This window comes from Rhodobaculum claviforme (genome assembly GCF_016653255.1).
In the GTDB taxonomy this organism is placed as follows: domain Bacteria; phylum Pseudomonadota; class Alphaproteobacteria; order Rhodobacterales; family Rhodobacteraceae; genus Rhodobaculum; species Rhodobaculum claviforme.
In genome coordinates this window covers 1-13,820 of the sequence record NZ_NHSD01000119.1, presented here as the reverse complement: position 1 = coordinate 13,820, position 13,820 = coordinate 1, and the positions used below count along the sequence as shown (strand labels likewise).

Sequence of the window (13,820 nt, the reverse complement as noted above, 5' to 3'; positions counted from 1 at the left end):
GGCCGGGCCGGGGTGCCTTGGCCGCCGGGCCGGGCGCAGACCGCCCGGCGGCGGTGGCGCGCCCGGACGGCGCGGCGGCCTCCTTGCGCATGCTCAGCGCGATGCGCTTGCGGGTGGTGTCGACCTCCACAACGCGGACCTTGACCACGTCGCCGGCCTTCACGACCTCATGCGGGTCCTTGACGAAGCGGTCGGCGAGCTGACTGACGTGGACCAGCCCATCCTGATGCACGCCCACATCGACGAAGGCGCCAAAGGCCGCGACGTTGGTCACGGTGCCTTCGAGCATCATGCCGGGGCGCAGGTCGCCGATCGCCTCCACCCCGTCGGCAAAGCGCGCGGTGACGAAGGCGGGGCGGGGGTCGCGGCCGGGTTTCTCCAGCTCCGACAGGATGTCGCGCACGGTGGGCAGGCCGAAGCGGTCGTCCACGAACTCCTGCGCGCGCAGGCCGCGCAGCGCCTCGGGGGCGGCCATGATGGCGCGGATGTCGCGGCCGCAGGCGGCGACGATGCGGCGGGCGAGGTCATAGGCCTCGGGGTGGACGGCCGAGGCATCCAGCGGCTCCTTGCCGTCGCGGATGCGCAGGAAACCCGCGCACTGCTCGAACGCCTTGGGCCCCAGCCCCTGCACCTTCAGCAGCGCACGGCGGGTGGTAAAGGCCCCCGAGGCATCGCGGTGCGCCACGATGTTGCGCGCCAGCGTCGGCCCCAGCCCCGCGACATGAGTCAGCAGCGGCGCCGAGGCGGTGTTGAGGTCCACCCCAACGGCGTTCACCGCATCCTCCACCACCCCCTCCAGTGCGCGGGCAAGGCGGCGCTGGTCGACGTCGTGCTGGTACTGGCCCACGCCGATGGACTGCGGCGCGATCTTGACCAGCTCGGCCAGCGGGTCCTGCAGGCGGCGCGCGATCGACACCGCGCCGCGCAGGCTGACGTCGAGGTCGGGAAACTCCGCCGCCGCCAGCTCGGAGGCGGAGTAGACCGAGGCGCCGGCCTCCGACACCACCACCCGCAGCGGGCGGGGGGCGCCGTCGGGCAGGGCGGCCAGCGCCTCGGCCACGAAGCGCTCGGTCTCGCGGCTGGCGGTGCCGTTGCCGATGGCGATCAGCGCGATGCCGTGGCGGGTGACCATCTCGCGCAGGGTGCGCGCGGCGCCGGTGACGTCCGTTCGGGGCGGGAACGGGTACAGGGTGGCGGTACCCAGAACCTTGCCGGTGGCGTCCACCGCCGCCGCCTTCACCCCCGTGCGGATGCCGGGGTCGAGGCCCAGCGTCGCGCGCGCCCCCGCAGGCGCCGCCAGCAGCAGGTCGCGCAGGTTGCGGGCGAAGACCTCGATGGCGGCCGTGTGGGCGCGCTCGCGTAGCTCGGCCATCATCTCCAGATGCATCGAGAGCGACAGCTTCACCCGCCAGGCCCAGGCCGCGACCTTGCGCAGCCACGCATCGCCGGGGCCGTCGCCCCGGATGCCGATGGTGGCGGCGATGATGGCCTCGGGGGTGTCGGCGGTCTCGGGGGCGATCTCGACGCTGACGATCTCTTCCTTCTGGGCGCGCAGGATCGCAAGGGCACGGTGGGCGGGGATGGCCGAGAGCTTCTCGCGGTGGTCGAAATAGTCGCGGAACTTGGCGCCTGCGTCCTCCTTGCCGGGGATCAGGCGGGCGGTGACGAGGGCATCCGTGCGCATCACCTCGCGCAGACGGGCGAGCAGGGGGGCGGTCTCCGACAGCTCCTCCACGGCGATGTCGCGGGCGCCGTCCAGCGCGGCCTTGGTGTCGGCGACCGTGTCCGACAGATACGCCGCCGCCAGCGTCTCGGGCACGGCGGCGCGGTCGGTCTGGATGGCGCGCAGAAGCGGCTCCAGCCCGTTTTCGCGCGCGATCATCGCCTTGGTGCGGCGCTTGGGCTTGAACGGCAGGTACAGGTCCTCGAGCGTGGCCTTGCTTTCCGCCCCGGCCAGCGCGCGGGCCAGATCGTCGGTCATCCGGCCCTGATCGGTGATGGATTTCACGATGGCCGCGCGCCGCGCCTCCATCTCGCGCAGATAGCCCAAGCGGTCGGCCAGCAGGCGCAGCTGCGTGTCATCGAGGCCCCCCGTCGCCTCCTTGCGGTAGCGCGCGACGAAGGGGACGGTGGCGCCACCGTCCAGCAGATCCACGGCGGCGCGGACCTGTTCGGGGCGCGCGGCGATGTCGGTGGCAAGGGTGCGCAGGATGCGGGCGTCGGTGGTCAAGGCAGGCTCCGTGTCCGGGGAGGGGAGAGTCTAGCGCCCGGGGCGCGGGTGCGGAAGGGGCATCACCGCGCGCGGCGCCACGCAGAGGCCAGCGTCCACACCAGCAGCAGGGCCGCCACCGCCAGCAGCCCCGCGCTGATGGGCCGTTCGAGAAAGATCATCGGATCGCCGCGCGACACCGTCATCGCCCGGCGCAGGTACTGTTCGGCCAGCGGCCCGAGGATGAAGCCCAGCAGCAGCGGCGCAGGCTCGAACCTGAGCAGGCGCATGCCATAGCCCACCGCGCCGAAGATCAGCACCACCCAGATGTCGAACACCGAGTTGCGGATGGAAAACACCCCGATGCAGATGAACACCAGAATCGCGGGGTAGAGCAGCCGGTACGGCACCCGCAGGATCGAGATCCAGACCCCGATCAGTGGCAGGTTCAGCACCAGAAGCATCAGGTTGCCCAGCACGAAGCTGGCCACGAGGCCCCAGAACAGCGCGGGTTGCGCCTCGATCAGGCCGGGGCCGGGGATGATGCCGTGGATGATCAGCGCGCCCAGCATGAGCGCCAGCACCGCGTCGCCGGGGATGCCCAGCGTCAGGGTGGGGATGAAGGCGGTCTGGGCGGCGGCGTTGTTGGCGGCCTCGGGGGCGGACACGCCTTGAATCGCGCCGCGCCCGAACCGCGAGGGGTCGCGCGCCACGCGCTTTTCCACCGCATAGGAGACGAAGGCCGCGATGGACGACCCCGTGCCCGGCAGCGCGCCGAAGCCCGCGCCCACCCCCGCGCCGCGCCCCATCGCCGGCAGGGCTGCGCGCCAGTCGGCGCGGGTGGGGATCATCTCGCGCCATCTGGGCGTGCGGGCGACCGGGGCACCGCCGCGGGCGGCGTTGGCGATGACCTCGGACACGCCGAACAGCCCCATCGCCATCGCCACCAGCCCGATCCCGTCGGCCAGTTCCGGCATCCCGAAGACAAAGCGGAAGGTGCCGGTCTGCAGGTCGGTGCCCACGGTGCCGAGGCTCAGCCCCAGCGCGACCATGATCAGCCCGCGCAGCGCGGAGCCCTGCGTCAGCAGCGCCGCCGCCATCAGCCCCAGCACCATCAGCGCGAAATACTCCGGCGCCTGGAACGCCATCGCCCCGCGCGCAAGCAGCGGCGCGAAGCCCGCCAGCAGCACCACCCCCACGACCGAGCCGAAGAAGGACGCGATCGTGGTGATGAACAGCGCCACCCCCGCGCGACCCTGTTGGGCCATGGGATAGCCGTCCAGCGTCACCACCGCCGCCTGCGGCGTGCCCGGCAGCCGCAGCAGGATCGAGGCGGTCGAGCCGCCGTACTGCGCGCCATAGTAGATGCCCGCGAGCATGATCAGCGCCTCGGTCGGTGGCACATGATAGGTGATCGGCAGCAGCATCGCGATCGCCGCCATCGCCCCGATCCCCGGCAGCACCCCGATCAGGGTGCCCAGCGTCACCCCCAGCAGGCAGAACGCCAGCGCCATCGGCGACAGCGCCGTCTGGAAGCCCAGCGCGAGGTTGGAGACCAGATCCATCACCCCAGCCCCGTGAATGCCGGCAGCGGCAGCCCCAGACCCAGCCGGAAGATGCCCCACGACAGAATCGCCAGCACGCCCGCCAGCACAAGCGTGGCGCCCGGCCGCATCAGCCCCGAGCCCTGCGCCGCGATCACCACCAGCCCCGCCACCGCCGGCACCAGACCCGCGCGCGGCAGCAGCAGCGCGAACGCCGCGATCCCGCTCAGCACCGCCAGAAGGGCGCGGGGGTCGGCGCGGTCGGTGTCGGCGGGGGCCTCGCGCCACAGCGACAGCCCCGCCAGCGCCGCGCCCATCGCCGCCATCCACCCGCCCAGCAGCGTCGGGAAATATCCCGGCCCCATCCGCCGCGCGCTGCCCATGGCATAGCCCGCCGCCTCGGCCATCACCCACAGGCCCAGCGCCAGCGCGAGGACGCCGCCGATCACGCCGGGACGGGCCAGGCGCCGCCGCAGCGACGGCGCCCGGCCGGGTGCGTCACTCATTCAGCAGGTCGGCGGCTTGCAGCACGGCGCGCCAGCGCGGGGTTTCCTCCGCGATGCGGGCCTCGAACTCGGCCGGGGTCATCTGCACGGGCTGGAAGCCCAGCGCGCTGATGCGTGCCTGCATGTCGGGATCGGCCAGCAGCTCGGCCAGCGCGCCGTAGAGGGTATCGATGACCGCGTCGGATACGCCGCCGGTGGTGACCAGCGCGTTCCATGCCTCGGCCTGCACGCCGTCGACGCCCAGCTCGGCAAAGGTCGGGACGTCGGCCACGATGTCCATCCGCTCGGCCGAGGTCTGCGCCAGCAGCCGCAGCGTGCCTGCCTCGGCGTGCGAGAGCACCGCCAGCGGCGGCATGGTGGCCATCTGCGCCTCGTTCCCGATCACCGCCTGCACCGCCTCGGGCGAGGAGGTGTAGGGGATATGCTCCACCTCCGTGCCGCTTGCCAGCGCCACCATCTCCATCGCCAGCTGCGAGATCGACCCGACCCCGATGGAGGCGTAGTTGTAGGCGCCCGGATCGGCGCGCAGCAGATCGAGCAGCTCCTCCAGTGTCTCCACCTCCAGATCGGCGTTGACGGCCAGCACGCTGGGCTGCGTGCCCAGCATGGTCACGGGGCGGATGTCGGTGGCGGGATCGTACATCAGATCCATGCGCATGGGGTTCACGATCAGCGGCCCCGGAATGGTCACGCCCAGCGTGTAGCCGTCGGGGTCGGCCTGGGCCACGGCGTCGAGGCCGATGTTGCCGCCCGCGCCGGGCCGGTTGTCGACGACGAACGGCTGGCCGAAGCGTTCCTGCAGGCCCTCGGCCACGGCGCGCGCCAGCAGATCGGGGGTCGATCCCGCGCCGAAGCCCACCACGACGGTGACGCTGCGGGTGGGCCAGTCCTCGGCCTGGGCGGTCGCGGGGACGAGGGCGGCCGTGGGGGCCAGGGCGGCCACGGCGGCCAGTGCCACGAATTTGTTCATCTTTTCCTCCGGTTTCGGGGTCGCGCGGGCGCCCCCTCCCTGCCGCCGTCTTTAGCGCCGGGCCGGGGCCGTCCGCAAGCAAGGCTGCGGGCCGGTCGCGGTCCGCGCTGCCGCCCCGGCCCCCGTCGGCGCTGCCGTCCCGGTCAGTGCGACATCAGCACCGGCAACCGGGCATCCGCAAGGATGTCGCGGGTCACGCCGCCCCACAGGTCCTCGGTGAACTTGCTGTGCTCATAGGCGCCCATCACCAGCATGTCCGCGCCGGTGTCGCCGCAGGCATCGAGGATGGCGCGCGTGGTGCGCCCGCGCGGCGCGGTGCGGTAGATGCGGCTTGCCTCGAGGCCGTGGCGGTGCAGCAGGCCGACCACGTCGTCGCCGGCCTCGGGGGCGGGTTCGGGGGTGGCGGCGATGGTCAGCACCGTCACCTTGCGCACCCCGCCTAGCACATGCAGCATGTCACCCAGTGCGCGCGCCGCCGCGCGCTTGCCGTCCCAGGCCAGCAGCATGTGTTCGGGCAGTTGCCCGTCATAGGCGTCGGGCACGGCGATGATGGGCCGACCGCTGCGCAGGGCCATGACGTCGGGGCGCACCTCGGCGTGTTCGCGGCCCACTTCGGCGGCATGGCGGCTCATCACCACGAGGTCATAGGCGCGCGCGCGCTGCGGCAGGCTCAGGTCTTCCATCTCGTGCAGGTCGATGAAGCTGGCGGCCTGCGGGTCGCCCCCGGCGGCAACGCGCGCCTCGAAGTCGGCGCGGATGATGCGGGCGGCCTCGTCCTCGCGATTCGCCAGCATGTCGGCGACGGTGCGGCCGAGAAAGGCACGGTGGCGCGTCTCCAGCGGCATGCGGCCGTGCCACACCACCCCGGTCAGGTACGCGCCGTGGCGGCGTTGCAGTTGCAGCGCCAGTTGCAGCGCGGTGCAGCTGTGCGGATCGCCGGAGAACGCGGCGAGTATACTCTTCAATGGCATGGCGGTGATCCTCCTCCCCGCGGGTTCCCGCCGCTCCTGTCGGCCGGAGGCTCGTCGTAGCACGTTCCCATCCCGTCGGGCGAGAGGGGGTTTGATGCCGAAGCGCGATGTCAAGCCCCCGGCGGCGTGCGCGACACAAACACGCCGTCATGGGCTGGGACGGCGCAACAATGCACAAAAACATTGCTAAACTATGTTGCGACCCTTGCGCGGACAATCTACACAAACCGTCTCGACCGACTGCGGTCCATCCCCACCGAGGAGACACGATCATGTTGACCAGCCTCCCCCGTCGCGTTGCAATCGGCCTTGCCGCCACCGCAGCCCTTGCCGCGGCGATGCCCGCGCAGGCCCAGGACTGGCAGCCCAGCCGCCCGGTCGAGATGGTGATCATGGCCGGACAGGGCGGCGGGGCCGACCGTCTGGCGCGGCTGTTCCAGTCGATCATCCAGCAGGAAGGCCTGGCGCGGCTGCCGTTCATGCCGGTCAACAAGGGGGGCGGCTCGGGCGCCGAGGCGCTGCGGTACCTCAAGGACAACGAGGGCAACCCGCACATCATCATGGCGACGCTGAACAGCTACTTCACGACGCCCGACCAGACCGACATCGGTGTCGACATCGAGGAGTTCACGCCGCTCGCGCGGATGGCCGTGGACACCTTTGCGCTGTGGGTCAACGTCGACAGCGGCATCGAGACGCTGGAGGACTACGTCGAGGCGGTGCGCGCCGCCGACGGCAGCTGGCGGATGGGCGGCACCGGATCGGGCCAGGAGGACAGCCTGGTGACCGCGTTGCTGGAGGCCGAGTTCGACATCACCCACACCTATGTCCCGATGGGCGGGGGCGGTGACGTGGCCACCGCGCTGGTGGGCGGCCACATCGACGCCACCGTCAACAACCCCTCCGAGGCGATGAGCTTCTGGCAGGCGGGGCGGGTGCGCCCGATCGCGCTGCTGACCGACGAGCGGCTGGAGAGCATGCCCGGCGTGCCGACGTTCATCGAGCTTGGCTACGATCTGGAATACTACATGCAGCGCAGCTTTGTCGCGCCGGGCGGGCTGAGCGAGGCGCAGCAGGCCTATTACGTCGACCTGCTGGAGCGGCTGAGCCAGTCCGAGACCTGGCAGAGCTATGCCGCCGAACAGGCGCTGCTGACCGACTTCCTCAGCGGGGACGAGCTTCAGGCCTATTTCGTCGAGCAGCGCGAGTTGCACCGCCAGATCCTCGCGTCGCTCGAAGACCAGTCCTGATCCGGCGGCAGTCGGATGGCGGCGGGCGCGGCATCGGCCGCGCCCGCTTCTGCCATGGCCGCCCCGCCGCCGCGCCGGGGCGCCCTGCGCACCGGTCGTGATGTCCCTGACCGCCAGCATCGAAGGATTCCCCATGCTCAAGGCCGTCCTGAAAGCCGAAAGCCTCATCGCCCTCGGGCTGATGGGGTTGTCCGTCTATTTCATGTGGCATGCCGTGGAGTTGCCGACCACCTGGGACGGCCGGCGCGGTCCCGGCGGCGGGGCGTTCCCGTTCTGGCTGTCCGCGATCATGCTGGCGGCGTCGACCGGGGTGCTGGTGCGCACGGTGCTGGCCGAGGTGCGCCTGCCGGACCCGCGGCCGTTCTTCGAGCCGGGCATGATCGGTCCGGTGGTGGCGGTGACGCTGGCGCTGACGATCACCATCGCGCTGATGTCGGTGGTGGGGACCTATGTGGCGGTGCCGCTGTTCATGCTGTGGTACCTGCGGTTCTTTGGCCGCAACTCGTGGCGGGTGACGGTGCCGCTGGTGGTGGGCACGCCGATCGTGCTGTTCTTCTTCTTCGAGGTGGCGCTGCTGATCCTGCTGCCCAAGGGGATCACCGAGCCGCTGTTTTTCCCGCTTTACGCCATTTTCTTCTGAGGTCGCGCCATGGAAGTGCTTTCGCTGCTCGGACAAGGCTTTGCGACATCGCTGTTGCCGCTCAACATCGGCATCGTGATCGTGGGGGTCACGCTGGGGCTGTTCATCGGCGCGATGCCGGGGCTGGGGTCGGTCAACGGGGTGGCGATCGTGCTGCCGCTGACCTTCATCGTGCCGCCCGCGTCGGCCATCATCTTCCTCGCCGCGCTTTACTACGGGGCGATGTACGGGGGCGCGATCAGCTCCATCCTGCTGGGCATTCCGGGGTCCTCGACGGCGGTGGCGACGACCTTCGACGGGCGGCCCATGGCGCAGCAGGGCCGCGCGGGTCTGGCGCTGATCGCGGCGGCGGTGGCGTCGTTCGTGGGCGGCACGATCTCGGTGGTGCTGTTCACGGTCTTTGCCATGCCGCTGGCGGAGCTTGCGTTGAAGTTCGGCCCGGCCGAGAACTTTGCGCTGGTGTTGCTGGCGTTCACGACCTTCGTGGGGTTGGGGGGCGATGACGCCTTCAAGACGGTGGCGATGATCTGTCTGGGACTGGTGCTGTCCACCGTGGGCCTCGACCTGATCTCGGGGCAGCCGCGGCTGATCTTCTTCGACATGCCGGGATTCTATGCCGGGATCTCGTTTCTGGTGCTGGCCATCGGCGTCTATGGCATCGGCGAGGTCCTGTGGACGGTCGAGCGCTCCAAGGTGGAGCCCACGGTGACGCCCGCCAAGGTGACCTGGGCCGAGATGCGCGCGGGTTTTGCCGTGCTGTCGCGAACCTGGAAGACGATGGGCGTGGGCTCGGTCATGGGGTTCTTTGTCGGCATGCTGCCGGCGGCGGGGGCCACGCCGGCCTCGCTGATGGCCTATGGCATCGCAAAAAGCACCTCGCGCGAGCCTGACAGCTTCGGCAAGGGCAATGTGGAGGGCGTGGTCGCACCGGAGACGGCCAACAACGCGGCCTCCACCGGTTCGCTGCTGCCGATGCTGTCGCTGGGCATTCCCGGCTCGCCCACCACGGCGCTGCTTCTGGGCGGCATGGTGATGTGGGGTCTGACGCCGGGGCCGATGCTGTTCGTCGAACAGGCGGATTTCGTGTGGGGGCTGATCTCGTCGCTCTATACCGCGAACCTGGCGGCGGTGCTGATCAACCTTGCGCTGATCCCGGTGTTCGTGTGGGCGCTGCGGATGCCGTTCACCGTGCTGTGCACGCTGGTGCTGGTGCTGTGCATCGTGGGCGGGTTCGCGCCCGACCAGCGGATGCACGATGTGTGGCTGATCCTGGCCTTCGGGGTGGTGGGGTATCTGCTGCGCAAGGCCGATTACCCGCTGGCGCCGCTGGTTCTGGCGCTGGTGCTGGGCCCGGTGATGGAGCGCAGCTTCCGCCAGGCGCTGATCTCGGCGCAGGGGGATGTGACCACCTTTGTCACGCGGCCGCTGTCGGCCACCTTTATCGGGCTGGCGCTGCTGTTCTTCATGTTGCCGCTGCTGTCGCGGCTGTGGGCCCGGCGCGGGGGGTCGCGCGCCGCGTGAACCTGCGCTAAACCCCGCCCAATGCCGAACGAGGGAGACGAAAAGACCATGTCGGACACGCTGAAGGGCCTGCTGGCCACCCATCCCGCCGATGCACCCGCGCTGGGTGCCCCCGACCGTCCCTGGCTGAGCCACGGCGGCCTGCGCGATCTGGCCGCGCGCACCGCCGACGCCCTGCATGGCGCGGGCATCGGGCGCGGCGACCGGGTGGCCATCGTGCTGCCCAACGGCCCCGAGATGGCGGCGGCCTTCGTCACCGTCGCGCAGGCCGCGGTGACCGCGCCGCTGAACCCCGCGTACCGGGTCGACGAGTTCGACTTCTACCTCGAGGACCTGAAGGCCAAGGCCATCGTCCTGCCCGAGGGCTATGACGGCCCCGCCCACGAGGCCGCCGCCCGCCACGGGCTGGTGGTGCTGCGGCTGGCGTTCGACGCTGCCGGCCCGGCGGGGGATTTCACCCTGACGGCCGAGGGCCGCGCCGAGGGCACCCCCGACACCGCCCCCGCCGCCGCCGACGACATCGCGCTGATCCTGCACACCTCGGGCACCACGTCGCGGCCCAAGATCGTGCCGCTGCTGCAGCGCAACGTGGCCGCATCCGCACGCCATATCGGGACGTCGCTGGCGCTGACGCCGGACGATCGCTGCCTGAACGTGATGCCGCTCTTTCACATCCACGGGCTGCTGGCGGCGATCTCCTCCAGCCTGGCGGCCGGGGCGTCGATCTGGTGCGCGCCGGGGTTCGATGCGCTGCGCTTCTTCGGCTGGCTCGATACCGCCAAGCCGACCTGGTACACCGCCGTGCCGACCATGCATCAGGCGATCCTGTCGCGTGCGGCGCGCAATGCCGACATCGTCGGGCGCGCCAACCTGCGGCTGATCCGGTCGTCGTCGGCGTCGCTGCCGCCGCAGGTGATGGTGGCGCTGTCGGAAACCTTCTGCGCCCCGGTGATCGAGAGCTACGGCATGACCGAGGCCGCGCACCAGATGGCCTCCAACCCGCTGCCGCCGCGCGCGCAGAAGCCCGGCGCGGTGGGCATCGCCGCCGGCCCGGAGGTGCGTGTCGCGCATGAGACCGAGAACCGCCTGCTGCCGATGGACGCCACCGGCGAGGTCGTCATCTCCGGCCCCAACGTCACTCCCGGCTATGAGGGCAACGCGGAGGCCAACGCCAAGAACTTTTTCGAGGCCGACGGCAAGCGCTGGTTCCGCACCGGCGACCAGGGCGCGTTCGATGCCGAGGGGTATCTGAACCTGACCGGCCGCCTGAAGGAGATCATCAACCGCGGCGGTGAGAAGGTCAGCCCGCTGGAGGTGGACGCGGTGCTGATGGACCACCCGGCCGTGGGCCAGGTCGTCACCTTCGCCGTGCCGCACCCCAAGCTGGGCGAGGAGGTCGCGGCGGCCGTGGTCCTCAAGGAAGGCCAGACCGCCACCGACCGCGAGATCCGGGATTTCGCAGCCAGCCGGCTGGCCGACTTCAAGGTGCCGCGCAAGGTGGTGATCCTGGATGAGATCCCGAAGGGGGCCACCGGCAAGATGCAGCGCATCGGGCTGGCCGAAAAGCTCGGTCTGGTGGAGAAGGCGTAACCCATGAAGATCTGCATTTTCGGCGCCGGCGCCATCGGCGGCTACATGGGCGCAAAGCTGGCCAAGGCGGGCGCGGACGTCAGCCTTGTGGCGCGCGGCCCGCATCTGGCGGCCATGCGTGACAAGGGCCTGACCCTGATCGAGGAGGAGGGGACGTTTACCGTCCCCGTCACCGCGTCCGACAACCCCGCCGATCTGGGGCCGCAGGATTACGTCATCATCACCCTCAAGGCGCATTCGGTTCCGGCCGTGGTGGACAGGATGCAGCCGCTGATCGGGGATCACACCACCATCGTGTCCGGCGTGAACGGCGTGCCGTGGTGGTATTTCCACGGGCTGGAGGGGCCGCTGGCGGACCGCCAGCTGGAAAGCGTCGATCCCGGTGGCGCGCAGTGGAAGGGCTTTGGCCCCGAGCGCGTGCTGGGCTGCGTCGTCTATCCGGCCGCCGAGGTGACCGAGCCCGGCACCATCCGCCACATCGAGGGCAACCGCTTCTCGCTGGGCGAGCCCTCGGGCGAGAAGTCCGAGCGCGCGAAAAAGCTGTCCGACGCGCTGAACTCGGTCGGGCTGAAGGCGCCGGTGCGCCCGCGCATCCGCGACGAGATCTGGGTGAAGCTGTGGGGCAACCTGTCGTTCAACCCGATCTCGGCGCTGACGCATGCCACGCTGGATGTGCTGTGCACCGATCCCGGCACCCGCCAGGTCGCCCGCAACATGATGGTGGAGGCGCAGACCATCGCCGAGGCGCTGGGCGTGAAATTCCCCATCGACGTGGACCGCCGCATCGACGGGGGCGCGGCCGTGGGGGCGCACCGCACCTCGATGCTGCAGGACCTGACTGCCGGTCGCCCGATGGAGATCGACGCCCTCGTCAGCGCGGTGCAGGAGCTTGGCCACCTGACAGGGACGCCGACGCCGACCATCGACACGGTGCTGGCGCTGATCCGGCTGCGGGCGCGCAGCGCAGGGCTGTACGGCTGATCCCGGCCCGCTGCGGCGGGGGACGGGGGTGCGGCCCATCGCGGGGCGCGACAGGTAGTGAATCGGCACGCGGGGCTCTGGTGTCCCGTGTGCGCATGTCTGAAAAGGGGACGGACAGAATGCAGTGGGCACGGGTGCGGACGACCGACGGGCGCGAACTGGTGGGGGTGATCGAGGGCGACAGCCTGCATCCGCGCGTCGCGCTGGGCTCGGACGAGGGGGCGGGGCCGGCGGTGGCGCTGGCCGACACCGAACGGCTGCCGCCGTGCGTGCCGGGCAAGTTCATCGGGCTGTGGAACAACTTTCACGCCGCAGCCCAGCGCAACGGCTGGGAGATCCCCGAGCATCCGCTTTATTTCCTCAAGCCCGCGACCTCGCTCGCCGGTCCCGGCGCGGTGGTCGAGATGCCCGCCGCCGCGCGCCGCGTGATCTTCGAGGGCGAGCTGGGCGTGGTGATCGGCAAGCGCTGCCGCAACGCCACCCCGGAGGAGGCCGCCGAGGCGATCCTCGGCTACACCTGCGTCAACGACTTCACGGCGCTGGATCTGCTGGACGCCGACAGCTCGTTCCGGCACTGGACCCGGGCCAAGGGCTTCGACAACTTCGGCGTGATCGGCCCGGTGATCGAGACCGACCTCGACTGGCGCGCGGTGACGGTGCAGGTGATGGTCGGCGGGCGCGAGCGCCAGAGCTATCCGGCCGACGACATGATCATGGAGCCTGCGCGCATCGTCAGCCTGCTGTCGGGGGACATGACGCTGGAGCCGGGCGACGTGATCGCCTGCGGCACCTCGGTGGGCGCGCGGCCGGTCAAGGCCGGCGACGTGGTCGAGGTGGTGATCGAGGGCATCGGGACCCTGCCGGTCACGATGGCCGCCCCCGCCGGGGCCTGAGGTACCGGGCTGCGGTGGGGGCCTGCGATTCGGGCTGGGCATTCGGGCCTGCGCTTCGGGGCCGCGTTTCGGGACCACCACTCGGGACCACCACTCGGGCCCGCGACTCGGGCCCAAGACTCGGGGCCGTGCGGCTGGTCCGCGCGGCCCCGTTGCCGTTCAGCGGGTGTCGAGCGTGAAGGTCAGCGTGCCGGTGTGGCAGGTCCCGTCCGACCGGTCCTCGTCGAAATTCGCCAGATCGTCGACATGCACAAGGCAGAACGGCGCGTCGGTGATGGTGCCGGACAGCAGCGTGGTGTCGTCGTCGACGGTCATTTCGGCGATGACCATCTCCGCCCCGTCCTCGGGCGCGGTCATCCAGACGAACTCCGGAGCCTCGGCGCCCGGGTGCCATGTTTCCGCGACCATGGCGTAGAAATCCACCAGCATCGCCGGCTCGAATCCGGCCAGGGGGGTGGTGTGCGGCCCTTCGAAGGCCAGCCCAAGGATGATCGCCCCGGGGCCGGCTCCGCCCGCATCCGGCACCGCGAGCATGTCGTAGCCCAGCTCGCTCAGCCCACCGGCGGTGTCATGCATGCGCTGCGCCCCCTCGGGCAGGGCGGGTTCGCCGGTGCGGATGGTGGCGGTGTGGTGGACCTCGCCGATCCGGGCCTCGATCCGGCCGATGTCGCGGGCCTCGGCGGCGGTGACGCCCAGCAACAGCGCGATGCAGGCGGCGCCGAGGGGGCGGTGAAGCGGGGCGAGG

At 70.9% G+C, this 13,820-nt stretch carries 12 protein-coding genes; 6 read left to right on the top strand and 6 right to left on the bottom strand.

The features are described from left to right. From CCR87_RS03095 to CCR87_RS03075, 5 genes are all read right to left on the bottom strand, one after another. Nucleotides 1-2,230: Tex family protein (locus CCR87_RS03095; protein ID WP_201156053.1), on the bottom strand; the 2,230-nt coding region annotated here is incomplete at its 3' end. Between the two features lie 62 nt (nt 2,231-2,292). Continuing rightward, the gene (locus CCR87_RS03090; protein ID WP_201156051.1) at nt 2,293-3,774 is read right to left on the bottom strand and encodes a tripartite tricarboxylate transporter permease; all 1,482 of its coding nucleotides are present in this window, start codon (nt 3,772-3,774) and stop codon (nt 2,293-2,295) included. Further along, complete coding sequence (locus CCR87_RS03085; RefSeq protein ID WP_201156049.1) at nt 3,774-4,259, bottom strand: tripartite tricarboxylate transporter TctB family protein; 486 nt, start codon at nt 4,257-4,259, stop codon at nt 3,774-3,776. The genes CCR87_RS03090 and CCR87_RS03085 overlap by 1 nt, the downstream gene beginning before the upstream one ends. Next, nucleotides 4,252-5,229: a Bug family tripartite tricarboxylate transporter substrate binding protein gene (locus tag CCR87_RS03080; protein ID WP_201156047.1), complete on the bottom strand. Its 978-nt coding sequence runs from the start codon at nt 5,227-5,229 to the stop codon at nt 4,252-4,254. The genes CCR87_RS03085 and CCR87_RS03080 overlap by 8 nt, the downstream gene beginning before the upstream one ends. 143 nt (nt 5,230-5,372) lie before the next feature. Beyond that, complete coding sequence (locus tag CCR87_RS03075) at nt 5,373-6,200, bottom strand: universal stress protein (RefSeq protein ID WP_201156045.1); 828 nt, start codon at nt 6,198-6,200, stop codon at nt 5,373-5,375. Nucleotides 6,201-6,472: 272 nt separating this feature from the next. Here CCR87_RS03075 and CCR87_RS03070 point away from each other — a divergent pair, with 272 nt between their 5' ends. The 6 genes from CCR87_RS03070 (at nt 6,473) to CCR87_RS03045 (ending at nt 13,075) form a co-directional block, all read left to right on the top strand. After that, complete coding sequence (locus tag CCR87_RS03070; protein WP_201156043.1) at nt 6,473-7,450, top strand: Bug family tripartite tricarboxylate transporter substrate binding protein; 978 nt, start codon at nt 6,473-6,475, stop codon at nt 7,448-7,450. 133 nt (nt 7,451-7,583) lie between these two features. Further along, nucleotides 7,584-8,090 carry a tripartite tricarboxylate transporter TctB family protein gene (locus CCR87_RS03065; protein ID WP_201156041.1) on the top strand — a complete coding sequence of 169 codons (507 nt, stop codon included), beginning with the start codon at nt 7,584-7,586 and terminating at the stop codon, nt 8,088-8,090. A 9-nt stretch (nt 8,091-8,099) separates the two neighbouring features. After that, complete coding sequence (locus tag CCR87_RS03060) at nt 8,100-9,611, top strand: tripartite tricarboxylate transporter permease (RefSeq protein WP_201156039.1); 1,512 nt, start codon at nt 8,100-8,102, stop codon at nt 9,609-9,611. 48 nt (nt 9,612-9,659) lie between these two features. Beyond that, nucleotides 9,660-11,201 (top strand): acyl--CoA ligase, encoded by a 1,542-nt coding sequence (locus CCR87_RS03055; RefSeq protein WP_201156037.1) that lies wholly within the window; start codon nt 9,660-9,662, stop codon nt 11,199-11,201. A 3-nt stretch (nt 11,202-11,204) separates the two neighbouring features. Beyond that, nucleotides 11,205-12,182, top strand: a complete 978-nt coding sequence (locus tag CCR87_RS03050) for a 2-dehydropantoate 2-reductase (protein WP_201156035.1) — start codon at nt 11,205-11,207, stop codon at nt 12,180-12,182. A 119-nt stretch (nt 12,183-12,301) separates the two neighbouring features. Continuing rightward, a complete protein-coding gene (locus CCR87_RS03045) occupies nt 12,302-13,075 on the top strand; it encodes a fumarylacetoacetate hydrolase family protein (protein ID WP_201156033.1) in 774 nt (257 codons plus the stop codon). Between the two features lie 159 nt (nt 13,076-13,234). Here CCR87_RS03045 and CCR87_RS03040 read toward each other — a convergent pair. Beyond that, on the bottom strand, nt 13,235-13,820 hold a 586-nt coding region (locus CCR87_RS03040), incomplete at its 5' end, for a hypothetical protein (protein ID WP_201156031.1).